Below are 23,105 nucleotides of genomic sequence, written 5' to 3'. Positions count from 1 at the left end.
TGGACGACATGGAACGTACCCTCGCCCAAGCAGCCTCGCAACTCGGCCTCACACGTCCAAAACTGATTGCACTCATGCGGGAGAAAGACCTGCTTAAGGGCAACCTGCCGGCCTACCCAAAACGGGACAAAGAGTATCTGCGGGTCAAGGACGGCACCTGGTATGACGAAAAGTACGGCTTGCAATACAGCCAGTCGACCCGGGTCAAGCAAGCCGGCATCCGCTGGCTGGCTGAAAAACTAGGCATCGACCTACCTGAAATTCCGGCAGACCGCCGTGACGTGGCCTAGGGAATACGCCCGACAGATCATCGCAATGCGGACACGAGAGGAGCGCAATGCCGCGCTCCTTGAGGTGCCCGAGCATCTGCGGGAATTGACCAAACGCCATTGCCTGAACGCCTGGAACCATCCAGCAAGAAGCAAACGCAAGGAGGCTATACAAAGCCATGAGTAATGCAGCCCAAGCCCCACTGCGGCTACGCCCCGCTCCTGAATCCACGACCATCGAGCTGCTGTACCGCACCTTCGGTGATGTGCTGATTCCGCTGGAGGCCGTGCGTGAGAAGTATTTCCGCAACCTCAACGAGCAAAAGTTTGTGATTGAAATCAACAGCGGTCGGATCCAGCTTCCGATCACCACTCTGGACTCAAGTCGGAAAGCGCCCAAGTACGCCCACATTCGACACGTTGCATCGCTCATCGATATTCGCGCCTACCAGGCCGACGAAGACATGCAGAGTCAGCAAGACGAGCCAACCGAGTAAGCCTTACCCCAAGGACTGCCACCACCAGTCCGACACTGAACCAGGAGCAAACCAAATGACTGCAATTCAAATCTGCGCACTCATCGCCCTAATCATTCTGGCCGGACTATTGGTCTGGGCTGGCTACATCATGGGCCGTACCGACGGCATGTCCGCTGGCATGAAACAGAGCGACGACATCCTGCGCGCCGAAAGCGCCAAGACCATTCGCGAGTTAAGAGCCTCCCTCGAATTCATCAAGGCCAACCACGCACACTTGGCGCAATTCAGCAAACGCCTTCAGCAAGCGTTGACGCTCGGCAATCCCGAACGCCAGACACTGCTCGATATCGCCGAAAAGCTCCGCATTGCCGCTGATACGTTCGCCGCCTTCCGCACGGGGAAAAAACTCGAACGCGAAACCCGCGCCCTGCGCGAAGAGGCGCTTGCCATGGCCGAATTACTGACGCCCGCCGAAATAACAGGCCATGCAAAGGTTGAGATAGTGCCTCTCCGTATTCCTCTCAGCACGGACGATGCAGAGAAAGCTGTCGTTTTTTTCCAACAAGACCACCAGGCCATTGCCACCACCGCGCAATCGAGAGGTGCAGCATGAGCTGGATCCTCACCCATACCGGCAAGCGCTTTGATTTGCTTGAGCCGGACGCCGAAATGATCGATCCGCGAGATATTGCACACTCGCTGGCTCATTTGTGCCGCTTCAACGGCCACACCCGCGAGTTCTACAGCGTGGCTCAGCACAGCTGCATCGTCGCTGACCTGGTGCCAGAAGAACACAAACTTGTGGCCTTGCTCCATGACGCTCCCGAGGCGTACTTGGGCGATATGACACGGCCACTCAAGCAGTGGATTAGCGCCTACCAACACTTCGAGGACTGCATTTGGTGGCGCGTTTGCGACCGGTTCGACATCGCCCCAGAACTCCCTACCTGCATCCATCAGGCCGACCTGATAGCGCTGGCCACCGAACGTCGCGACCTCATGCCAACCGATCCGGCTATCTGGGATTGCTTGGTCGGCATCGAACCCATGGTTGAAACCATCCGTCCGTGGTCTGCCGCAGAGGCGCGCAACACTTACCACCAGCGCCTGATGGATCAACTTGCTATCGAACATCGGAGGAAAGCGGCATGACGCACTCACAGGACAACACGCAGGTGCAGGCCGCTTTGCTTCGCGACGACAGTGGGATCGACACGCCTGTAAAAAACAGTCTCTGCTGCGCAGCAGCAGGCATTATTGCTTCGTCCAGCGCCACTGCCGAAGCACTTATACCCCACGAAAAGCTGCGCGGGGCAGCGCTCGCTGATGCAACGCTAAACGCTCAGAAACGCCCGCCCGCGCAGCCTGTTGTGGGGTATAAGACCCCTACGGCGCAGCCGAATGATCTAGACGTTCTGCGCAGCTACATAGAAGCCAGTGAGAGCCAAGCGCAAGCGGTCATTGTCGAGGAGAACGCCAATGCTTAAGCGCGTTCTCAAACACTTCCACATGTGCTGCGGTCTCGGCGGCGGCGCTAAGGGTTTCAACCGGGCCAAGCCCATCGTTGGGCATATCCAAGCCGAATGGCAATGCATCGGCGGCGTCGACGTGGACCCAGCCGGCCTGCGCGACTTTCACCGTCTTTCCGGTGTTCCCGGAACACTGATGGATCTGTTCACCCGCGACCAGTACACCCGCTTCCACGGTAAAGAGCCGCCTTCCGGCTGGACTGAGGCGAGCGCCGACGACCTGCGCCGCGCTGCCAGCAACGAACGTCCGGACGCTGTGTTCATTTCCAGCCCTTGCAAAGGCGCCTCGGGCTTGCTGTCCGAAACAATGAGCCTGACGCCGAAGTACCAGGCTCTGAACGAGCTAACGTTGCGCTGCATCTGGCTGATGTGTGAGGCGTGGAAGGACGACCCGGTATCGCTGATCGTCTTCGAAAACGTGCCCCGCCTAGCCACCCGTGGCCGCCACCTGCTGGACCAGATCAACAAGCTGCTGAACCACTACGGATACGCAGTCGCCGAAACCACGCACGATTGCGGCGTCATCGGCGGCCTGGCTCAGAGCCGCAAGCGCTTCTTGCTGGTGGCCCGCCACATCGAGAAGGTGCCGCCGTTCCTGTACGAGCCGGAAAAGAAAACGCTCCAGTCTGTCGGCTCGATCCTCGGACGTATGCCGCTCGCCGGCAATATCGAAGCCGCCGGCCCGATGCACCGGGTTCCAGCACTCCAGTGGAAAACGTGGGTTCGTCTCGCCCTGGTCACCGCCGGCAAGGACTGGCGCAGCCTGAACGACTTGGCGATAGAGGACGGTTACCTGCGTGACTTGGTGATCGTTCCTGAGTATCGCGCCGGATACCTCGGCGTGCATGAATGGCAAGACACCGCCGGCACCGTTGCTGGTCGGAGCAGCCCAACAAACGGAGCGTTCTCTGTTGCCGATCCACGCGCCAAAGCCGGCGCCCTGCAATACCAGCAGTACGGCGTCCGCAAATGGGACGAAACCAGCGGCGCGGTAATCGGTGTCAAGTCGCCCGGGCAAGGGACCTTCAGCGTTGCTGATCCTCGCCGGCCTGGTGATGGCTTCGGCAAGTATCTGGTAACGCCATTCGACAACGCCGCCGGAACGGTGATCGCCGGCAGTACCACTGGGCAAGGCGCCTTTGCCGTGCAGGATCCCCGGTATCACAACTGGCACCCGGGAGCGAGCAGCCGGAAGCTGGGTGTTTGTCCATGGGATAAAACTGCTGGGACTGTCACCGGATCGCAGCAGGTAGCCAGTGGCGCGTTGTCGATCGCAGATCCCCGCCCCGGCATGAAGCGTGTCAAGGGTGACGCCTACCTGACTGGTGGCCACTACGGCGTTGTCGGCTGGAAAGAGCAGTGCGGCGCCGTATCGGCCAGTGCCAAGCAGGACAACGGACGCTGGTCAGTCGCTGATCCCCGCATGCCGGAAGCTAATGACCGGTTGACCTGCGTGATTGAAAGTCTCGACGGCACCTGGCACCGACCATTCACCACGCTGGAACTGGCCGCGCTGCAGAGTCTGGTCGAACCAGAAGAACAGTTCGAGCTGGACGGTTTGAGCGATCAGGCATGGCGCGAGCGGATCGGCAACGCGGTACCGCCGGCCGCAGCCGAAGCAATCGCCCATGTGATGGGCACCACCCTACTGCTGGCCGCTGCCGGCGAAACCTTCATGCTCAACAGCATGCCGATCTGGGTGCGCCCGGTCGCAGTAGGACTGAGCGTGGCACAGCAGGAGGCTCAGGCATGAGAACTCACAATGTCAACGAGTCGAGCTGGGAGCCGATCATGAAACTGGAGGCAGCATAATGATTTTCGACGCCAAAACCGACACGCTGCCTACCGCAACTATCAGCGGCGTATCTCATGAAGGGTTCACCTGCATAACCCACGACGGGAAAAAGCTCCGCATGGCCCTGGTCGACGACGAGGGCAACATTGTCGACGCCGGGAACCATGTCGCGCAGGAAGCCTGGAACGTGTGTATCCAAGTGCAACACAACTTCTGGATTGGCCAAGGCCATCTTCGGGTACTAAGCAAACCTGTTCCGCTAGCCCAAGAAAAAGCCGCCTAGATACACCCCAATCCGGAGCATGAACATGACGAAAAGTAGAGGGATTAAACGCCCGACTTGGGTATGGACTGAGGCCCAAATCGGGCTGATGACGGAGAAATTTGCATTCACGGTGAACAAGAATTTAGCCCTAGAAATTGGATGCACTGTTCCACAATTAACCCGAAAGGCACTATCGCTGGGTCTAAAAAAATCCGGAATATCGATGCTTACTGGTCGGGCGCTTTCTCCAGTTCACCGAGAAAGCATTAAGCGAGGACTATTAAAAGCACACGAAGAGGGGAGATTAAAACTCCCACCAGAAGCAACTATTCACGCTATGCGGGAAGGAGCAAAGCGCCCTGAGGTCGTCGCTAAGCGGGCAGCACTTGCAAGCAAGAGAATGAAGGGAAGGCCTCAGCGCATGGATGGCCTTAGTGCCGCAGCTGAACATAATGCTCGGTCCAAAACGTATACGGTTTTGACACCCAGCAGGGTCACTCTAACCTTCAAAAATCTCAGCAATTTTGTCCGCGAGAATAGTCACTTATTTGCTGATGATGACGTGAAATGGCGCCCGCCTGAAAGCCATCCATGGTGCCGAGCTCAAAGAGGCCTCTACTCCTTATTTAAGGAAACCAAACCTGTAGAACAGTGGAAAGGATGGCGAGCAGTCAGCAAAACATAAACTTCCCCGACTGCCGCACCAATAAAGCAATATCAATACTTAACCAAGCAGTAGGAGGGGGTATTAAATTAAGCCCCCATCCCTGCTCGCCACTCCCCTGTTTTTCGATCAATACGAAGCAACCGGGGCTGGCCACCTTTCCCGACCAACAATAAGTCGATCACATTTCCATCCCGTGCAGTTGCCTGCATCCCGTGGTGGTAGACAACTATTCGTTCGAAAGTATCTCTTACCAAGTGCCGCACTTTCATCCTTGCATCGAAGTCCATCATCTCAACACCTGAGGACAACTCTGCCCACGCCTCAGAAAGCCCAGGCTGGTCACGGTTTGATACCGCTACCAGTTCGCGCTCGGCCTGAGCTATATCTTTTTGCTTTGCAGAAAGCAGATCTTCAAGTTCGCGAGCCTTACGGACGAATACCAGCGGCGCCGCACCACCTTCGGCCGCCAGCAGCGCCTCACTAACCCGCTCCAGTTGCTGCTCGATATTTGCCGCTTCGCTCTTTGCAGCCACCAGCCGTGCTTGTATCAATTGCGACTGGTCATTACCTTCCAACAGGCTGCTGAGGTTCATACGGTCGGTGCAATAGCTCATCAACGCTTTCTCTATAGGCACGACACTGCAACTACCACCGACAGGACAACCCTTGTTATGTGAATACCCCACACAGATCAAACGCCGATGACCATCAGACAAACTCCCGTCAGCTTTGGCCCGGTGCATAACGTTCTGCCCAACAACAGCCGTACCGCAGTATCCGCAATAAGTGATCCCTAAACCGGTAACGAGACCGGGGATTTCCCCCTTACCCTTGCGCCTGACACGGCTCTCAACGAGAAGCGATAGATCGGCGAATTCATCGGCGGTCAATATCGACGGGTAGTATCCTTCCAGCCGATACGTTTCACCGTCCAGCTCCAGCACCTTCACGCCCATCAGTGCCGGCAGCCGGACAAGCCTGTGCACCTGCAAGGCTGTGATGCCTTTCGTGGTGACGGACAAACCGCGTTCAGTCAATTCTCGAATAATACGAACCGAACCATAGCCCTGGCGGAACAGCTCGATCACCAGGCGCACACCCTCGACACGCTCTGGTAACAGCTGGAATACCTGGCCATCCCAATGCAACCACTGCGGATCTTTGCCGTTTCGGATAATGCCCCGGTAAGTGCCAGCAATCCACCCTTCGCACTGCCGGCGAATTGCGGCTTTCACACGCTTTGATTTGGTGTCTGATTCTTCGTGCGCACGGATCATCACCAACAGCGAATACACCAGGTCCATCGGCTGTGCCTTCAAACCAGCTCGGTTGTATTCCCGGCCGTCACTGGCAGTGACCACGGTGATGCCGGCGTTGATGATCTGAGCCAACTGCGCCTGGGCCTGAATGGGCTCGGCCCGACTCAGTCGGTCCAGTCCCTCAACGACCAGGACTGATCCGTCAGCGATTCGGCCATCCTCGACCGCCTGAAGAAACACGCCCAAGGCACCCTGCTTGACGTGACGCTGGTGATAGGCGGATAGCCCTTCATCCCTCAGAGATAAGGACTCATCCAGTGCTAACCCCTTCTCGGCCGCCCAGCGCTGGGCGTACTGAAGCTGACGATCAGCGCTACTACCGGTCGCCTGCCGAGGGTCTGAGAAGCGTAAATAGCTGTATACTCGCGCACCGTTTTTTGCCATTAGAAAAAATAAGCCCTGATGAGGATCTACCTATAATGATGACAGAGAAAGCCCCGCGTGTAGGTATGATATCGTTGGGGTGCCCGAAAGCACTGGTCGACTCCGAGCGCATCCTGACCCAGCTGCGCATGGAAGGCTATGACGTGGTGTCCACCTATCAGGACGCCGACGTTGTGGTCGTCAACACCTGCGGTTTCATCGATTCGGCCAAGGCTGAGTCTTTGGAAGTGATCGGCGAAGCGATCAAGGAAAACGGCAAGGTCATCGTCACCGGTTGCATGGGCGTGGAAGAAGGCAACATCCGCAACGTGCACCCAAGCGTCCTGGCCGTAACCGGTCCGCAGCAGTACGAGCAAGTGGTCAACGCTGTGCACGAAGTGGTGCCGCCGCGTAAGGATCACAACCCGCTGATCGACCTGGTACCGCCGCAAGGCATCAAGCTGACCCCGCGCCACTACGCGTACCTGAAGATTTCCGAAGGCTGCAACCACAGCTGCTCGTTCTGCATCATCCCGTCGATGCGCGGCAAACTGGTCAGCCGTCCGGTCGGCGATGTGCTCGATGAAGCTCAGCGTCTGGTCAAATCCGGCGTTAAAGAGTTGCTGGTGATTTCGCAAGACACCAGCGCTTACGGCGTTGACGTGAAATACCGCACCGGCTTCTGGAACGGCGCGCCGGTGAAAACCCGCATGACCGAACTCTGCGAAGCGCTGAGCACCCTCGGCGTCTGGGTGCGTCTGCACTACGTTTACCCGTACCCGCACGTTGACGAGCTGATTCCGTTGATGGCCGCCGGCAAGATCCTGCCGTACCTGGACATCCCGTTCCAGCACGCCAGCCCGAAAGTGTTGAAGTCGATGAAACGCCCGGCGTTCGAAGACAAAACCCTGGCGCGGATCAAGAACTGGCGCGAAATCTGCCCGGATCTGATCATCCGTTCGACCTTCATCGTCGGCTTCCCGGGCGAAACCGAAGAAGACTTCCAGTACCTGTTGAACTGGCTGACCGAAGCCCAGCTCGACCGCGTCGGCTGCTTCCAGTACTCGCCGGTAGATGGCGCTCCTGCCAATGATCTCGATCTGGAGATCGTTCCGGACGACGTCAAGCAGGATCGTTGGGATCGCTTCATGGCGCACCAGCAAGCGATCAGCTCGGCACGCCTGCAAATGCGCATCGGCCGTGAAATCGAAGTGCTGGTGGACGAAGTCGACGAGCAAGGCGCGGTGGGCCGCTGCTTCTTCGACGCCCCGGAAATCGACGGCAACGTGTTTATCGACAATGGCAGCAATCTGAAGCCGGGCGACAAGGTCTGGTGCAAAGTGACTGACGCTGACGAATATGATCTGTGGGCTGAGCAAATCTAAGCATCACCCAGTACCTGTGGGAGCGGGCTTGCTCGCGACAGCGCTGGATCAGTCACCCGAGATGTCGACTGACACAACGCCTTCGCGAGCAAACTCGCTCCCACAAGGGGAATAGTGTTGTATTCAAAGGCCCCGTTCTTTTTACGAGATGCGGGGCTTTTTTACGGCTATCGTTTAGCGGGGGACGGACTCCCTTTAAACGGACAAGAGGCAGACGGGCATGCGTCACCATTCGGTCATCCACACGCCGAAACTCAGCGATTATCAGGAACTGACCCGGGTCTGGGAGGCCTCGGTCCGTGCGACCCATGATTTTCTGCCGGACAGCTACATCGAGTTGTTGCGCAAGCTGGTGCTGACCCGCTACCTCGACTCGGTGATGCTGATCTGCACCAAGGATCGCGAGCAACGCATCACCGGCTTCGCCGGCGTTGCGGCAGGCAAGATTGAAATGCTCTTTATCGACCCCGACCGTCGCGGCCAGGGCCTGGGTAAAACGCTGCTCAATTACGCCCTGCAGCATCTGAACGCCGATGAACTGGATGTGAACGAACAGAACCCGCAGGCGCTGGGGTTTTACTTCAAGCAAGGATTCGAGGTCATCGGCCGTTCGGAGGTCGATGGCATGGGCCAGCCGTATCCGTTGCTGCACATGCGCTTGCGGCAGAACCAGCAGCGCACCAGCAATGGCTGACACACCATAAAACCCTGTGGGAGCTGGCTTGCCAGCGATGCGGGCGCTGCGGTCTGCAAGAAATACCGAGGTGATGCCATCGCTGGCAAGCCAGCTCCCACAGGTAAAGCGAACAGCCTGTAAATGGAACCGGGCTTAACCGGCGCCACACAGGTACAATGCCCACCCCTTTTTTGTTACGGCCCTGTCATGACTGACCCGATTCGCCTCTCCAAACGCCTCATCGAACTGGTGGGTTGCTCCCGCCGCGAGGCCGAGCTGTTCATCGAGGGCGGCTGGGTCACCGTGGACGGCGAAGTCATCGACGAGCCGCAATTCAAGGTAGGCGACCAGAAGGTCGAGCTCGACAAGGACGCCAAGGCCACCGCGCCGGAGCCGGTGACCATTCTGCTCAACGTGCCGGCGGGCATGGATGCGGACAGCGCGATGCAAACCCTGAGCGCCGAAACCCTCAGCGAAGAACATCGCTACAGCAAACGCCCGTTGCGTGGCCACTTCCTGCGCCTGACCGCCAGCACCGACCTGCAGGCCAAGGCCAGCGGCCTGCTGGTGTTCACTCAGGACTGGAAGATTCTGCGCAAGCTCACCGCCGATTCGGCCAAGATCGAGCAGGAATACATCGTTGAAGTCGAAGGTGACATGGTCGCCCACGGCCTCAACCGTTTGCAGCACGGCCTGACCCACAAGGGCAAGGAGCTGCCGCCGGTCAAGGCCAGTTGGCAGAACGAAAACCGCCTGCGCTTCGCCATGAAAAACCCGCAACCAGGCATCATCGCCCAGTTCTGCGAAGCGGTTGGCCTGAAGGTTGTCGGCATCCGCCGCATCCGCATCGGCGGCGTCTCGATTGGCAAAGTACCGGTCGGCCAATGGCGCTACCTGTCCGGCAAAGAGAAGTTCTGACGCTTCCATTGCCGCCACACATTCCGGCAGCGCGCCCGCGCGTTGCCCACAACGCTTATCAGGATTACCGACATGGTTCATAACGACGTATTGCGCAGCGTGCGCTACATGCTCGACATCAGCGACAAGAAGGTTATCGAGATCATCAAACTCGGCGGCATGGACGTGACCCTCGCCGACGTGATCACCTGGCTCGACAAGAAAGAAGAAGACGAAGAAGGTTTCGTGCGCTGCCCGGACGAAGTCATCGCACACTTCCTCGATGGCCTGGTGATCTTCAAGCGTGGCAAGGACGAAAGCCGTCCGCCGCAGCCGATCGAGGTGCCGGTGACCAACAACATCATCCTGAAAAAGCTGCGCGTGGCCTTCGAACTGAAAGAAGACGACATGCACGCGATCCTCAAGGCGGCCGAGTTTCCGGTGTCCAAACCTGAGCTGAGCGCGCTGTTCCGCAAGGTCGGCCACACCAACTACCGCCCGTGCGGCGATCAGTTGCTGCGCAACTTCCTCAAGGGTCTGACCCTGCGCGTTCGTCCGGACTGATGCCCTTCTGCGGTGGCGACTGATGGTCGCCACCGCAGCGCATGACCGTTCATTCCCTTCGAAAATAGTGGCTCCGTTTTTTGCGGCTGGCGACTAGGGTGTATTGACCCCTAGCCCTCAGGATTCGCCATGCACCCGTACTTTTCCCTGCAAGGCCGCACCGCTCTGGTGACCGGCGGCACCCGTGGTATCGGCAAAATGATCGCCAAGGCCTTTGTCGAGGCTGGCGCCAGTGTCTATGTCTGCTCCCGAGACGCCGAAGCCTGTCATCAAACGGCGCAAGAACTCAGTGCCTTGGGCACTTGCCACGGCGTGGCGGCGAATCTGGCGACGGAAGAAGGCGTGCAGGAACTGGCCGCGCGCTTGGGCGAGCAGATCACCCATCTGGATATCCTCGTGAACAACGCCGGCACCACGTGGGGCGCGCCGCTGGAGAGCTATCCGGTCAAGGGCTGGGAAAAGGTCATGCAGCTCAACGTGACGTCAGTGTTCAGTTGCATTCAGCAGTTTCTGCCATTGCTGCGCAAAGCCGGGTCGGCGGCGAATCCGGCGCGGATCATCAACATCGGTTCGGTGGCGGGGATTTCTTCGTTCGGCGAACAGGCGTATGCCTACGGGCCGAGCAAAGCGGCATTGCATCAACTGTCACGGATTCTCGCGCGGGAACTGGTGAGCCAGCACATCAACGTCAATGTCATCGCCCCGGGGCGGTTTCCGAGCAAGATGACCCAGCACATCGGCAATGATCAGCAGGCACTGGCCGAGGACACGGCGCTGATCCCGATGAAGCGTTGGGGGCGTGAGGAAAAGATGGCGGCGCTGGCAATCAGTCTGGCGAGTACGGCGGGGGCTTATATGACCGGGAATATTATTCCGCTGGATGGTGGGTTCAGCCTCTGAGATTGGCGGCGCGGCCTTCGCGAGCAGGCTCGCTCCCACAGGAATTTTGTTTACGACACAGGTCAACTGTGGGAGCGAGCCTGCTCGCGAAGAGGCCGGTCCTGCTACCACCAGTCTTGGGGCCCGCCGGGTTATCATGCCCGCCCTGATCCCGCTTCTGACTCTCAACCATGACTTACAGCGTCTCCCCCATCGGCTTCGTGCGCTCCTGCTTCAAGGAGAAGTTCGCCATCCCCCGCCAGCCGCAACTGGCCCCTGCCGCGCGTGGCGTGCTGGAACTGGTAGCGCCGTTCGATCAGGGTGACGCCGTGCAGGGTCTGGAGCAGGTCAGTCATGTCTGGCTGCTGTTCCTCTTCCATCAGGCGCTGGAAGAAAAACCGCGCCTGAAAGTCCGCCCTCCCCGCCTGGGTGGCAACAAGTCCATGGGCGTGTTCGCTACCCGCGCCACCCACCGCCCGAATGGCATCGGCCAATCCGTGGTGAAACTGGACAAGGTTGAAGCCAATCGTCTGTTCATCTCCGGCATCGACTTGCTCGACGGCACGCCAATTCTCGACATCAAACCCTACGTGCCTTACGCCGACATCATCACCAGCGCCTCCAACAGCATCGCCAGCGCAGCGCCGCAGTTGATTGACGTGCAGTGGACGGATTCAGCGTTGCAACAGGCGCACACCCACGCCCAACGCCTTGCCGAGCCACTGGTTGAGTTGATCGAGCAATGCCTGGCCCAGGATCCGCGCCCGGCCTATCAGACCCCGGCGCCGGAACGTGAGTACGGTGCGCAGTTCTGGGACCTGGATGTGCGCTGGCATTACCCGACGCCTGAACAGATTCGCGTCCTCGAAGTCATCCCCGCCAACGCCTGAACCCGCACCCAATGTAGGAGCTGCCGCAGGCTGCGATCTTTTGATTTTGCTCTTCAAAAGCAAGATCAAAAGATCGCAGCCTGCGGCAGCTCCTACAGGTGAATGTCGCGGGCATAAAAAAGCCCCCATTGCCAATTCAGACAATGGGGGCTTTTTCAGTGGGGCTTACTTCTCGACGAACGCACGCTCGATCAGGTAGTCACCCGGCTCGCGCATACGCGGCGACACGGTCAGGCCGAAGCTGTTGAGCACTTCGCTGGTCTCGTCGAGCATGCTCGGGCTGCCGCACAACATGGCGCGGTCGTCCTGCGGGTTGATCGGCGGCAGGCCGATGTCGCTGAACAACTTGCCGCTGCGCATCAGGTCGGTCAGACGACCTTCGTTCTCGAACGGTTCACGAGTGACGGTCGGGTAGTAAATCAGCTTGTCGCGCAGCGCTTCGCCGAAGAACTCGTTCTGCGGCAGGTGCTCGGTGATGAATTCGCGGTAAGCGACTTCGTTCACGTAGCGCACGCCGTGGCACAGGATGACTTTTTCGAAACGCTCGTAGGTTTCCGGATCCTGAATCACGCTCATGAACGGCGCCAGACCGGTACCGGTGCTGAGCAGGTAAAGGTGTTTGCCAGGCTTCAGATCGTCCAGTACCAGCGTGCCCGTAGGCTTTTTGCTGATGATGATCTCGTCACCTTCCTTCAGATGCTGCAACTGGGAGGTCAGCGGGCCATCCGGCACTTTGATGCTGAAGAATTCCAGATGCTCTTCCCAGTTCGGGCTGGCAATCGAGTAAGCGCGCATAAGCGGGCGGCCGTTTGGCTGTTGCAGGCCGATCATCACGAACTGCCCGTTCTCGAAGCGCAGGCCCGGATCGCGGGTGCACTTGAAGCTGAACAGGGTATCGTTCCAGTGATGAACACTGAGGACACGCTCGTGGTTCATGTTGCTCATGTACGTTTGACTCCTGGATATTGGCTCTGCGCTTGCTCTGGGCTGAAAAAATGCCGATGGTGCGCAATTGCATCGCATTCTAATAGCGCTGACAATATCTGTTAACTGGATTATTAAGATAAGGGTTATCGGTTATATCGATATGCGATTTACTCTCCGTCAACTGCAAGTCTTCGTCGCTGTCGCCCAACAGGAAAGCGTATCCCGTGCTGCGGGTCTGCTCAACCTCTCGCAATCGGCGGCAAGCACTTCGATCACCGAACTGGAGCGCCAGTCCAGCTGCCAGCTGTTTGACCGTGCCGGCAAACGGCTGAGTCTCAACGCCCTGGGCAAACAGTTGCTGCCGCAAGCCGTGGCGCTGCTCGACCAATCCAAGGAAATCGAAGACCTGCTCAACGGCAAATCCGGTTTCGGCTCGCTATCAGTGGGGGCAACGCTGACCATCGGCAATTATCTGGCCACCCTGCTGATTGGCAGTTTCATGCAGCGCCACCCGGAAAGTCAGGTGAAGCTGCACGTGCAGAACACGGCCAATATCGTGCAACAAGTCGCTCACTATGAAATTGATCTGGGTCTAATCGAAGGCGATTGCAGTCACCCGGACATCGAAGTGCAGAGCTGGGTCGAGGATGAGCTGGTGGTGTTCTGCGCGCCGCAGCATCCGCTGGCCAAACGCGGCAGCGCGACCATGGAAGAGTTGACGCACGAAGCGTGGATTCTGCGCGAGCAGGGTTCCGGTACGCGCCTGACCTTCGATCAGGCCATGCGTCACCATCGCAGTGCGCTGAATATCCGTCTGGAGCTGGAGCACACCGAAGCGATCAAACGCGCGGTGGAATCGGGGCTGGGGATTGGCTGCATCTCGCGGCTGGCTCTGCGAGATGCCTTCCGCCGCGGCAGTCTGGTGGCGGTGGAGACGCCGGATCTGGATCTGGCGCGGCAGTTCTACTTCATCTGGCACAAGCAGAAATACCAGACCTCGGCAATGCGCGAGTTTCTCGAGTTGTGCCGCGCTTTCACCGCCGGGGTGCAGCGCAGCGACGAGATCGTCTTGCCGACGATTGCTTAAAGCAGAATCACTGCCCAGACCAGAGCAATCATGCTCAAGGCCACGAATTGCGCGGCGCTGCCCATGTCCTTGGCGTTCTTGGACAGTGGGTGCAGTTCCAGCGAGATACGGTCAATGGCCGCTTCCACCGCCGAATTCAGCAACTCGACAATCAACGCCAGCAAGCACACGGCGATCAGCAGCGCCTGTTCGACGCGGCTGACATTGAGGAAGAATGTCAGCGGAATCAGCACCACGTTGAGCAGCACCAGTTGACGGAACGCCGCTTCGCCAGTGAAGGCTGCGCGCAGGCCGTCCAGCGAGTAACCGGAAGCGTTAAGGATGCGTTTCAGGCCGGTCTGGCCCTTGAAAGGTGACATAAGGTAGAAACCAACCAAAAAGGAATGGGAAAGCTAGATCAACGAAAGTCAAAAAAGCGTGAAGGCGCCAGGCTTTATTGGCTCGGAATTGACTCAAGTTGTTGCAAGAGCAACGCGGCCTGCGTCCGGGTACGCACATTCAACTTGCGAAAGATCGCCGTGACGTGGGCCTTGATGGTCGCTTCCGACACGCTCAATTCATAGGCAATCTGCTTGTTCAGCAGGCCCTCGCACACCATGGTCAATACGCGGAACTGCTGGGGTGTCAGGCTCGCCAGGCCATCGCTGGCGGCCTTGGCTTCGGCGGAAACGCTGACCGCTTCGAACGCCTGCGGCGGCCAGAACACATCGCCATCGAGCACTTTACGCACCGCTTCCTGAATCACGCTCAGGCCACTGGACTTGGGAATAAAGCCACTGGCCCCGAATTCACGGGACTTGACCATCACCGAGGCTTCTTCCTGCGCCGAGACCATTACCACCGGAATCTGCGGGTATTGTCCGCGCAACATCACCAGCCCGGAAAACCCGAATGCGCCGGGCATGTTCAGATCCAGCAGGACCAGATCCCAATCAGCCTTTTCGGTCAGGCGCGTTTCCAGTTCGGCGATGCTCGCCACTTCCACCAGTCGCACGTCCGCGCCAAGGCCTAGCGTCACCGCTTGATGCAGAGCGCTACGAAACAGGGGGTGATCATCGGCAATCAGGATGTCGTATGTGGCCATTTTTCAAATGATCCTGTTTTTGATGGCAGACCCGGTGCATTTGGGTCTGGCCAAAGCAACTCAAGATGCCGCCTTATAGCGGTATCTACAGGGGCACGTTCAACGCCAATAACCAGCAAACACGGCGTTTCAAACCTTGGCCGCACCCTAATCGGCGCCAAGCATGCCCAGCGAAAACCGGGTGGTCAAGCAGCACGGCCGCCGCTACATACAGTATGGGCCACTATTGGGCCAACTCCGGCTGCGGCTTTCGTATATAGGGTTGCAACTCGGCGTGAGCCGGCGTGGCTTCATTCACGTCCAGTTGCTGTTTGGCCCCCAGGTAATGCTGGCTGAACACGTCGAAATAAGCGTCGAGCGCCGAAGCGGCGTCACTGTCACCTGCCAGTTCCAGGCATAACGCAGCGACTTCGGCGGTGCACAGGTGCTCGCTGCGCGTCGAGCGCCGCAAGCGATAGCGCGACAGCTTGTCGGGGAGCAGGCTGAGAATCGGCAAGCGGTCGAAGTAGGGACTCTTGCGGAAGATCTTGCGTGCCTCGGTCCAGGTCGCGTCGAGCAGAATGAACAGCGGACGCTTGCTGTTATCGGGGGCAACGGTGTTGGTCACGCGCGACGGCTCGACGTATTCGCCGGGAAACACCAGATAGGGCTGCCATTGTGGATCGTGGAGCAGCGCCAGCATCTGCGGGTCGGGCTCGGTGCGCGACCAGATGAACGCGTGGTTATCGCGCACCACATCGGCAATCAGCCAACCGGTGTTGCTCGGTTTGAACACTTCCTTGCCGGTCATGATCAGGCACACGCCGGAACGGGTGTCGACCGTTGGCCGCCAGGCGCACAGGCAATGGCTGATGATCACGCGGCAGTCGCGGCAACGCTCGGAGCGAAAGCCCCGGGCTTGAATCGGCTTGATGCCCTCGTCTTCGCGCTGATCGCGCAGGCGGGCTACGGCGTTGGGGGCATGGTTCATCGCAGGCAAGGCCGGCAGACAGGGAAACTCGACACGAACAACACTCGGCAGGGCAATAAAGACCGGCAGTTTACCAGAGCGACGGGCACAACCCTGTACCGTCCAGACCGGCTCCCCTATAATTCGCCGCCACTGAACGCACAGTCACGTGGCTGGTCGAACCACCAGTCACTGAACCAGGAGAGTTTCATGCTGCGCCTTATCGTTCCCACCGCTGCCATTCTGCTGGCGTCGTCCTTCACCGCTCAGGCTGCGTCCTTGAGTGAGCAGAATCTAAACAGAGAGCTGCGCAACGTCGCCGCCCAAAGCAGCGTCGGCACGCCACGGGCAATCAATGAAGACATTCTTGATCAGGGCTACACCGTTGAAGGCACCACACTGATCAACCACCTGAGCGTGCAGGCCAGCCATGCCGAAAAAATGCGCGCGGACCCTAAAGCCGTGTACTTCCAGTTGGGTGCTTCGGTGTGCAACAACCCGTCTTATCGCAAATTGATGGCCAAGGGTGCCGTGATGCGTTACGACTTCACCGAGGTCAAGACCAATCGTGCCATCGGTTCGGCCAGCTATCAGGACGCCGATTGCCCGAAAGCCGCTCCTGCCAAGAAAAAGTAATCATCGTGAGTTGGCGCGCCGCTGTTCATCCTCGGCGCGCAATTCGGCCACCAGCGCCTGTAAATAACGCGATCGGCGTTCTCCGCCTGCCAACCTTCGGCAACACTCCTCCTCGAGACTCACTTGGTTAGTCTCGGCTGACGCCTTCAACATCCGATACAGCTGCGTATCGATCTCCAGCATCACTCTGACCATGTGTCCCGCCTCCTTGCCACCCACAAATCCTTGAATAGCGTGCGCCTTGCGTACATCTGTTGACGCGAAGTTGTCGTCCAGTGCCTGTACATTAGTTAATCAGAGGGTTTACTGCCCGGCGCACGTTCGGACGAGCGGTGACGCCTTGGCGCAAAATTCCACAAGCGGTTGCCATGCAGAACTTTGCAGCGCCATGATCAAGTCAGCACGAAGACGCGCAAGGGTCTAGATTCAGAGTATTCCCGATCAGTTGTCAGCGGCAGGAAAGGAACTGCCGATTGTGTTTTTTTGCAGCGCGGCACTGACGCCGTTCGTCAGCGCTACAGGCTCTGTGCAGAAGGAGACGTTGAATGCCTTACCAACCGAATGACCTGCTCAGCCGTCATTTTCAAGAAAGCGGCCCCGACCTCATCAGCAAGGTCGAAGAACAACTCAACCATGTTTCACCCAACAGCCCGAATCTCCCCATCTACCGCGACATGATCCTGACCGTGCTGCGCATGGCCCAAGAAGATCACAACCGCTGGAACGCCAAGATAACCCTGCAAGCCCTGCGCGAACTGGAACAGGCGTTTCGGGTGCTGGAGCAATTCAAGGGGCGACGCAAAGTCACCGTGTTCGGCTCGGCGCGCACGCCAGTCGAACATCCACTGTATGCGATGGCTCGCGAACTCGGCGCGGCACTGACACGTTCCGACATGATGGTCATCACCGGTGCCGGTGGCGGCATCATGGCCGCCGCACATGAAGGTGCTGGCCGGGATCACAGCCTGGGATTCAATATCACCCTGCCCTTCGAGCAACATGCCAATCCCACCGTGGGCGGCACCGGCAATCTGTTGCCTTTCCACTTTTTCTTCACCCGCAAGTTGTTCTTCGTCAAGGAAGCCGATGCCTTGGTGTTGTGCCCGGGCGGTTTCGGCACGCTGGACGAAGCGCTGGAAGTGCTGACGCTGATCCAGACCGGCAAAAGCCCATTGGTGCCGGTGGTATTGCTCGACGCGCCAGGCGGCACGTTCTGGCAGGGGGCGATGGATTTCATCCACCAGCAATTGGCAGACAACCACTACATTTTGCCAACCGACACGAAGCTGATGCGGCTGTTCTACACCGTCGAGGAAGCGGTGGAACAGATCAACCAGTTCTACAGCAACTTCCACTCCAGCCGCTGGCTCAAGCGCCAATTCGTGATCCGCATGAATCACAAGCTCAGCGACCAGGCGCTGGAGCATATGCAGGAAGCCTTTGCCGATCTTTGCCTGAGCGACCAGTTCCATCAACACGCCTACGCTGGCGAAGAACACGATGAAGCGCAGTTCAGCCACCTGACGCGGTTGGCCTTTGCTTTCAACGCCAGGAATCACGGGCGTTTGAGGGAGTTGGTGGACTACATCAACTTGCCGGAAAACTGGGCCGACTCCAAACCACCGACCGCGCAACGCAGCCGAGAACCGTCGAAAGTCATTTAAAAGGCAAAAAAAAACGGCCCGCTATTTTCATAGCGGGCCGTTTTCGTTTAATCGTCCATTCCTCTGCCGCTGAACAAGCGATTGATCATCTCCATCGAGAAGCCCCGATAGGCAAGGAAGCGGCCTTGTTTGGCCCGTTCCTTGGCATCAATCGGCAGATGTCCGGAGAACTTTCGCTGCCACGTTTCCTGAAGTTGCTCCTGCCAACTGATACCGCTTTCGCGCAGGGCGAGTTCGATATCAGCGCGTTGTAGGCCGCGCTGGCCGAGTTCCTCGCGGATTCGCAGAGGGCCATAGCCGGAACGCGCTCGGTAGGAAACAAAGCTTTCAAGATAACGGGCTTCGGAAAGCAGCCCTTCTTCCGTCAAACGGTCGAGGGCTGTTTCGATCATCTCCGCCGGAGCACCGCGCTGACGCAGTTTACGCGTCAGTTCGACTCGACCGTGCTCGCGACGTGCGAGCAGGTCCATGGCGGTTCGCCGCACCGCGACGAGGGTATCCAGTACAAGTGTCATTCAAAGACTTCAAACGTCGATGTCGGCCTCGGCCATATCGTCGACCTTGTCACGGGTCGCCGAAGCCTTGACGTCTGCTGCTGGCGCCAGCAGCTTGTCACGCAGTTGCTTCTCGAGCTTGGCGGCGATTTCCGGGTTGTCTGCCAGGAACTTGGCCGAGTTGGCCTTACCCTGACCGATCTTGGTGCCTTCATAGGCATACCAGGCGCCGGACTTCTCGACGAAACCGTGCAGTACGCCCAGGTCGATCATCTCGCCGTTGAGGTAGATGCCCTTGCCGTAAAGAATCTGGAACTCGGCCTGACGGAACGGCGAAGCCACTTTGTTCTTCACAACCTTGACGCGGGTTTCGCTGCCGACCACTTCGTCGCCTTCCTTCACCGCGCCGGTACGGCGGATGTCGAGACGGACCGAAGCGTAGAACTTCAGCGCGTTACCACCAGTGGTGGTTTCCGGGCTACCAAACATCACGCCGATCTTCATGCGGATCTGGTTGATGAAGATCACCAGGCAGTTGGCGTTCTTGATGTTACCGGTGATTTTACGCAGCGCCTGGGACATCAGACGGGCTTGCAGGCCCACGTGCATGTCGCCCATTTCGCCTTCGATTTCAGCCTTCGGTACCAGTGCAGCCACGGAGTCGACGATGATCACGTCAACAGCGTTGGAACGCACCAGCATGTCGGTGATTTCCAGGGCCTGTTCGCCAGTGTCCGGCTGGGAAACCAGCAGGTCATCGACGTTGACGCCCAGTTTGCCGGCGTACTCAGGGTCGAGGGCGTGTTCCGCATCGACGAATGCGCAGGTCGCGCCGGCTTTTTGCGCCTGGGCGATCACGGACAGCGTCAGTGTGGTTTTACCGGAAGATTCAGGACCGTAGATTTCAACGATACGGCCTTTTGGCAGGCCGCCAATGCCGAGTGCAATGTCCAGACCCAGAGAGCCAGTGGAGATGGATGGGATCGCCTGACGGTCCTGATCGCCCATACGCATTACGGCACCCTTGCCGAATTGACGTTCGATCTGACCCAGGGCCGCAGCCAAGGCTTTCTTCTTGTTGTCGTCCATTAAAGTCCTCACGTAATCAATAAGGCCTGACGGCCAACACCTGTATAAGTAGCCAGTATTATTCCACAGCGTTCGCGGATCGCCTACCCCTGATTTTCGATTTCTCGTGCCGCCAGTCGCAGGAGCCCCTCTAGCGCGGCCTTCACCGTTTGTCGGCGGACTTCATCGCGGTTGCCGGGGAAGTGCTGCACCTCACTGGAAACCACGTCGCCGACGCCCCAGGCCAGCCACACAGTGCCCACCGGTTTGTTCGGCGTGCCGCCGTCAGGACCGGCAACGCCGCTCACCGCCACGGCAAACCGCGCCAGGCTGTGTTTCTGCGCGCCCTGCACCATCGATTCGACCACCTCGCGACTGACCGCCCCTACCGTATCGAACAACTCGGCCGGCACATTCAGTTGCTGGGTTTTCTGCCGGTTGGAGTACGTCACGTAACCGGCCTCGAACCACGCCGAGCTGCCTGGAATGCGCGTGATGGCTTCGGCTATCCCGCCACCGGTGCAGGACTCGGCGGTGGTGACGTGGGTGTTGAGCACTTGCAGACGTCGGCCCAGCTCGGCAGCCAGTTGAGTGATCTCTTTCACGGTGCGCTCCGGATCGGATGGAATGGGTACCACCGTACACGAGCCGGTTGCGCTTTCAATATACAAGCTTATTCAAAATGTTCGGGCGCCAGCGCTCTGACATAGGCCTGACAGGCCTGCAGGGCAATCAGTCCGCGGTCGCCGGTGTCGGTGATGGCGATAATTCGTTGAGCATGCGCCGGCTCAAGTCGGGCGCGTACGGTTGCATGATCCACGCCGCCGGTGCCGGCGGAGGCAGGCACCGCACAACCTGCGGCAATGTCACCGGCGTCGAGGAGGACTGACAGGCGCACATCAGCAGTGGCAAGACGATCGCGCAGGCGATCCTGATCACGTTGGGCATCGTTCATCGCTCGATAGTGGGTTCGTTCACTGGCCGCGAGCCGCTGCTCCAGTGCCAGACGTTTATCCTGCTCGGCCTGTTGTGCCGTGGCGGCGGCCGTGGTCTGTTGACTAAGGGTTTCGGCGTTTAACCGAGCCTGCTCGGCCAACTGCCGACCGTAACGCCAGTCCTGAAACTGCCAGGCCAGCGCCGCCGCCCCCAAGGCCAGCAGCAAGACGCCAATCACTCGCCAGAGGATTGGCATAGCACCGCCCTCGCCCGCGCCCAGATTTCCAGGCGATCCTGCAGGCCGTTCAACCCGCCGTTGATGCGGCGGGTGATGGTGGTGAACTGATCTCTATCAGCCAGTTCGTTCAGGCCATTCTTCTCCCAGAACCATGCGGCAGATTCGGCGGCCCATTGCGGTTGCTCCAACAGTTCCGGCAAGGACAACAAGCGCTCATCACCGAACAGACCGAGGCTGCATTGGCGATAGTTGGCGCGTCCGGTGATCTGGATCAGTCCGCGTCCGCGGTACTTTTGCCCATCACCGTCGGCCTCAGGCGTATTGCCCAGACGTAACGCCAGAGTGCCGGTGTCGTATTTGCTCAGGTACTGGTTGTTGCCCAACTCGCGCACGTACTGCAACTGGCCCGACTCGTGGCCTATTTGCGCAAGAAATGCAGCGACACGTTTAGGCGTATCGATGCGGTGGTTGGCCATGGCGCTATTGAGCGCAGAAACAAAAACGCCCGCTTGGGAGCGGGCGTTGGGCATGATGTTTAAAAGGTTGTTTTCAGTTATTTGCATAATGCGTAATCCCCCCTGGATGCCGGGATTGAATCATGGTTGCCGACCAAACACTGCCAACCATTTGTTTTCCGGAATTTTCGGGGAAACAGTATTGACTTTGAGGCCTGCAGATTTAGAACGCAGCTTCCAACCAACTCGGCGCCACCGGTCGATGCTCGCTGAACGGGAAGAAAGAACCCTGCGGCCAGTCACGCAATTGACGGCGATAGGTTTGCAATTCGGCGTATTGCTCGGTGGTCAGCGTCGTGCCGCCACCGTCCTCGAGCTCATCGCGATCACGGGCGACCAGACCGTCCGTGGCAGCCAATTGCGCAGTGCGCCACCGGCGCTCGATGTCGGCTGCTGCTTCTGCCGACGGAGGCGGTGGATCAACAAGAATGGGGTAGCCGTTATCCGCACGCACTCCAATCACTTTTGCAGTGACGGCCAGTTGCTGCAGCAGCGAAATCCAATAAGTCTGAGGAATTTCGATGACATCAGCGGGAATGTCGGTTGAGTTGATACCCGGTACATAAACGCCCCGGGTGCTGGCGCTGAACAAAACGTTATGCAGATTCATTCAATAGCCCTTCGCGAAATAGTTGATACCCCAGCCCGCAGCAAGGTTACCGCCGAAATCACGCACCTTGAGTTTGCAGCCTTGTTGCTTTCCTGAGCCCACGATCAAGATGACCATTGCCCCGTCGCCGCCCGCATGGGTGGCCACTACTGAAGAAAATGCAGTGGGGAAGGAAATTGGAAATGTGATATCGACTTCGCCCTTGGCATCCGTTGTGCCGACGCCCCATTGGTCAATGTTGCCGCTGGCAAACCTTTGATAACCAACGTTGCCGTTAATGCCGGAATGGGCGGTGGCGTACCGATCGCTGACCGACCCTCCGTACAGCCGCCATTGGTTGGCCAGTTTGATCAGGCACGCGGAATCACCGAGACCGAGTTTCAACGACCCGATCGTACCGTTACAGGTTTCTATTTGTTCGTTAGCGGCGGGATTGATGGTGAGCACACCGTTGCCCGCGTTGATCACGTGAAGTGTGCTGGCATGGGTGATGCCATTAATGGTGGGCAGCGTTGCCGTGATCGGTGTTGTACTGGCAAAACTCGCCACGCCCCCCACGTTGGCCATGGTCAGGGCAGTGCTCGTCGGGTACGAAATGAATCCGGAAAACTGCAAACCCGCGCGGGCCACAAACTCGGTAGTAGCGACTGTTTTGCCTTTGTCGAACTGCGGCGCAGTCACGAACAGATTGCTGCTACGCAGCGCACTGAGCAGCTGATTATTGGAGGCCTCCGTAGGGGTCAGGCCCGCGCTCTGGATGACCGTCAACAACTCTTGCGTAACACCATTGCCCCAACTGGCTGGAATCAACGACCCCGGCTTGCCCGTCAACAAATCCTCATCAACGAACTTGCCGTCCATCAACCCGGCGCTGGGAACACTCTTTGGATAATCCATGACTCATTTCCTTATCTGAAAAT

At 58.5% G+C, this 23,105-nt stretch carries 30 protein-coding genes; 17 read left to right on the top strand and 13 right to left on the bottom strand.

What is annotated here, in order from left to right; all coding sequences use genetic code 11:
• Positions 1-8: 8 nt before the first annotated feature.
• From ATI02_RS22400 to ATI02_RS32110, 8 genes are all read left to right on the top strand, one after another.
• Positions 9-290: a phage antirepressor KilAC domain-containing protein gene (locus tag ATI02_RS22400; RefSeq protein ID WP_100847388.1), complete on the top strand. Its 282-nt coding sequence runs from the start codon at positions 9-11 to the stop codon at positions 288-290.
• A gap of 158 nt (positions 291-448) precedes the next feature.
• A complete protein-coding gene (locus tag ATI02_RS22395) occupies positions 449-766 on the top strand; it encodes a pyocin activator PrtN family protein (protein ID WP_038362343.1) in 318 nt (105 codons plus the stop codon).
• A 55-nt stretch (positions 767-821) separates the two neighbouring features.
• Positions 822-1,361 (top strand): hypothetical protein, encoded by a 540-nt coding sequence (locus ATI02_RS22390; protein WP_338110236.1) that lies wholly within the window; start codon positions 822-824, stop codon positions 1,359-1,361.
• The gene (locus ATI02_RS22385) at positions 1,358-1,900 is read left to right on the top strand and encodes a phosphohydrolase (RefSeq protein WP_100847387.1); all 543 of its coding nucleotides are present in this window, start codon (positions 1,358-1,360) and stop codon (positions 1,898-1,900) included. The genes ATI02_RS22390 and ATI02_RS22385 overlap by 4 nt, the downstream gene beginning before the upstream one ends.
• The gene (locus ATI02_RS22380; RefSeq protein WP_238156198.1) at positions 1,897-2,235 is read left to right on the top strand and encodes a hypothetical protein; all 339 of its coding nucleotides are present in this window, start codon (positions 1,897-1,899) and stop codon (positions 2,233-2,235) included. The genes ATI02_RS22385 and ATI02_RS22380 overlap by 4 nt, the downstream gene beginning before the upstream one ends.
• Positions 2,228-4,030 (top strand): DNA cytosine methyltransferase, encoded by a 1,803-nt coding sequence (locus ATI02_RS22375; protein ID WP_100847386.1) that lies wholly within the window; start codon positions 2,228-2,230, stop codon positions 4,028-4,030. Before ATI02_RS22380 ends, ATI02_RS22375 begins: the two co-directional genes overlap by 8 nt.
• A gap of 58 nt (positions 4,031-4,088) precedes the next feature.
• Positions 4,089-4,355, top strand: coding sequence for a hypothetical protein (locus ATI02_RS22370; protein ID WP_100847385.1), 267 nt, complete (start codon positions 4,089-4,091; stop codon positions 4,353-4,355).
• A 25-nt stretch (positions 4,356-4,380) separates the two neighbouring features.
• Positions 4,381-5,022 (top strand): hypothetical protein, encoded by a 642-nt coding sequence (locus ATI02_RS32110; protein ID WP_146166081.1) that lies wholly within the window; start codon positions 4,381-4,383, stop codon positions 5,020-5,022.
• A gap of 68 nt (positions 5,023-5,090) precedes the next feature.
• Here ATI02_RS32110 and ATI02_RS22365 read toward each other — a convergent pair whose 3' ends face one another.
• A complete protein-coding gene (locus ATI02_RS22365) occupies positions 5,091-6,707 on the bottom strand; it encodes a recombinase family protein (protein ID WP_100847384.1) in 1,617 nt (538 codons plus the stop codon).
• Between the two features lie 38 nt (positions 6,708-6,745).
• Between ATI02_RS22365 and rimO the strand changes: the two genes are divergently transcribed.
• The 6 genes from rimO to tsaA all read left to right on the top strand — a co-directional run bounded on the left by rimO (position 6,746) and on the right by tsaA (position 11,977).
• On the top strand, positions 6,746-8,071 hold the full coding sequence (gene rimO / locus ATI02_RS22360; protein ID WP_167394920.1) for a 30S ribosomal protein S12 methylthiotransferase RimO: 1,326 nt from the start codon (positions 6,746-6,748) through the stop codon (positions 8,069-8,071).
• Positions 8,072-8,291: 220 nt separating this feature from the next.
• On the top strand, positions 8,292-8,765 hold the full coding sequence (locus tag ATI02_RS22350) for a GNAT family N-acetyltransferase (protein WP_100847382.1): 474 nt from the start codon (positions 8,292-8,294) through the stop codon (positions 8,763-8,765).
• 189 nt (positions 8,766-8,954) lie between these two features.
• Entirely contained in the window at positions 8,955-9,665 is a 711-nt protein-coding gene (locus ATI02_RS22345; protein WP_100847381.1) for an rRNA pseudouridine synthase, read from the top strand.
• Positions 9,666-9,737: 72 nt separating this feature from the next.
• The gene (locus ATI02_RS22340; RefSeq protein WP_095188903.1) at positions 9,738-10,208 is read left to right on the top strand and encodes a YehS family protein; all 471 of its coding nucleotides are present in this window, start codon (positions 9,738-9,740) and stop codon (positions 10,206-10,208) included.
• A gap of 129 nt (positions 10,209-10,337) precedes the next feature.
• Positions 10,338-11,108 (top strand): SDR family oxidoreductase, encoded by a 771-nt coding sequence (locus ATI02_RS22335; RefSeq protein WP_100847380.1) that lies wholly within the window; start codon positions 10,338-10,340, stop codon positions 11,106-11,108.
• A 170-nt stretch (positions 11,109-11,278) separates the two neighbouring features.
• Positions 11,279-11,977, top strand: coding sequence for a tRNA (N6-threonylcarbamoyladenosine(37)-N6)-methyltransferase TrmO (gene tsaA / locus ATI02_RS22330; RefSeq protein WP_100847379.1), 699 nt, complete (start codon positions 11,279-11,281; stop codon positions 11,975-11,977).
• Between the two features lie 165 nt (positions 11,978-12,142).
• Here the strand turns inward: tsaA and fpr are convergent, their stop codons facing one another.
• On the bottom strand, positions 12,143-12,922 hold the full coding sequence (gene fpr / locus ATI02_RS22325; protein WP_002554680.1) for a ferredoxin-NADP reductase: 780 nt from the start codon (positions 12,920-12,922) through the stop codon (positions 12,143-12,145).
• Between the two features lie 142 nt (positions 12,923-13,064).
• On the opposite strand from fpr, the gene ATI02_RS22320 reads away from it, so the two are divergent.
• Positions 13,065-13,991 carry a LysR family transcriptional regulator gene (locus ATI02_RS22320; RefSeq protein ID WP_100847378.1) on the top strand — a complete coding sequence of 309 codons (927 nt, stop codon included), beginning with the start codon at positions 13,065-13,067 and terminating at the stop codon, positions 13,989-13,991.
• Here the strand turns inward: ATI02_RS22320 and ATI02_RS22315 are convergent.
• The 3 genes from ATI02_RS22315 to ATI02_RS22305 form a co-directional block, all read right to left on the bottom strand.
• A complete protein-coding gene (locus ATI02_RS22315) occupies positions 13,988-14,350 on the bottom strand; it encodes a diacylglycerol kinase (protein ID WP_003222276.1) in 363 nt (120 codons plus the stop codon). The two genes, ATI02_RS22320 and ATI02_RS22315, sit on opposite strands and share 4 nt — an antisense overlap.
• A gap of 74 nt (positions 14,351-14,424) precedes the next feature.
• Positions 14,425-15,075, bottom strand: coding sequence for a response regulator transcription factor ErdR (gene erdR / locus ATI02_RS22310; protein WP_095188898.1), 651 nt, complete (start codon positions 15,073-15,075; stop codon positions 14,425-14,427).
• Between the two features lie 223 nt (positions 15,076-15,298).
• Entirely contained in the window at positions 15,299-16,045 is a 747-nt protein-coding gene (locus ATI02_RS22305) for a tRNA-uridine aminocarboxypropyltransferase (RefSeq protein ID WP_100847377.1), read from the bottom strand.
• Between the two features lie 189 nt (positions 16,046-16,234).
• Between ATI02_RS22305 and ATI02_RS22300 the strand changes: the two genes are divergently transcribed.
• The gene (locus tag ATI02_RS22300) at positions 16,235-16,660 is read left to right on the top strand and encodes a PA3611 family quorum-sensing-regulated virulence factor (RefSeq protein ID WP_095188896.1); all 426 of its coding nucleotides are present in this window, start codon (positions 16,235-16,237) and stop codon (positions 16,658-16,660) included.
• Here the strand turns inward: ATI02_RS22300 and ATI02_RS22295 are convergent, their stop codons facing one another.
• Positions 16,661-16,855 carry a hypothetical protein gene (locus ATI02_RS22295; protein WP_100847376.1) on the bottom strand — a complete coding sequence of 65 codons (195 nt, stop codon included), beginning with the start codon at positions 16,853-16,855 and terminating at the stop codon, positions 16,661-16,663.
• A gap of 350 nt (positions 16,856-17,205) precedes the next feature.
• Between ATI02_RS22295 and ATI02_RS22290 the strand changes: the two genes are divergently transcribed.
• Positions 17,206-18,324, top strand: a complete 1,119-nt coding sequence (locus tag ATI02_RS22290; RefSeq protein WP_100847375.1) for an LOG family protein — start codon at positions 17,206-17,208, stop codon at positions 18,322-18,324.
• Between the two features lie 47 nt (positions 18,325-18,371).
• Here the strand turns inward: ATI02_RS22290 and recX are convergent, their stop codons facing one another.
• The 7 genes from recX to ATI02_RS22255 all read right to left on the bottom strand — a co-directional run bounded on the left by recX (position 18,372) and on the right by ATI02_RS22255 (position 23,082).
• A complete protein-coding gene (gene recX / locus ATI02_RS22285; protein WP_100847374.1) occupies positions 18,372-18,839 on the bottom strand; it encodes a recombination regulator RecX in 468 nt (155 codons plus the stop codon).
• 9 nt (positions 18,840-18,848) lie between these two features.
• A complete protein-coding gene (gene recA / locus ATI02_RS22280; protein WP_095188892.1) occupies positions 18,849-19,907 on the bottom strand; it encodes a recombinase RecA in 1,059 nt (352 codons plus the stop codon).
• 83 nt (positions 19,908-19,990) lie between these two features.
• Entirely contained in the window at positions 19,991-20,491 is a 501-nt protein-coding gene (locus ATI02_RS22275; RefSeq protein WP_100847373.1) for a CinA family protein, read from the bottom strand.
• Positions 20,492-20,559: 68 nt separating this feature from the next.
• Entirely contained in the window at positions 20,560-21,078 is a 519-nt protein-coding gene (locus ATI02_RS22270) for a lysis system i-spanin subunit Rz (RefSeq protein WP_100847372.1), read from the bottom strand.
• Positions 21,057-21,623, bottom strand: coding sequence for a glycoside hydrolase family 19 protein (locus tag ATI02_RS22265; RefSeq protein WP_100847371.1), 567 nt, complete (start codon positions 21,621-21,623; stop codon positions 21,057-21,059). The genes ATI02_RS22270 and ATI02_RS22265 overlap by 22 nt, the downstream gene beginning before the upstream one ends.
• Positions 21,624-21,738: 115 nt before the next feature.
• Complete coding sequence (locus ATI02_RS22260; RefSeq protein ID WP_100847370.1) at positions 21,739-22,185, bottom strand: tail fiber assembly protein; 447 nt, start codon at positions 22,183-22,185, stop codon at positions 21,739-21,741.
• Positions 22,186-23,082 (bottom strand): gp53-like domain-containing protein, encoded by an 897-nt coding sequence (locus ATI02_RS22255; RefSeq protein ID WP_100847369.1) that lies wholly within the window; start codon positions 23,080-23,082, stop codon positions 22,186-22,188.
• Between the last annotated feature and the right edge of the window lie 23 nt (positions 23,083-23,105).

Origin of the sequence: Pseudomonas baetica (assembly GCF_002813455.1) — a bacterium.
In the GTDB taxonomy this organism is placed as follows: domain Bacteria; phylum Pseudomonadota; class Gammaproteobacteria; order Pseudomonadales; family Pseudomonadaceae; genus Aquipseudomonas; species Aquipseudomonas baetica.
Note: the sequence above shows the minus strand (reverse complement) of the source record. Positions and strands in the feature narration are given on the sequence as shown.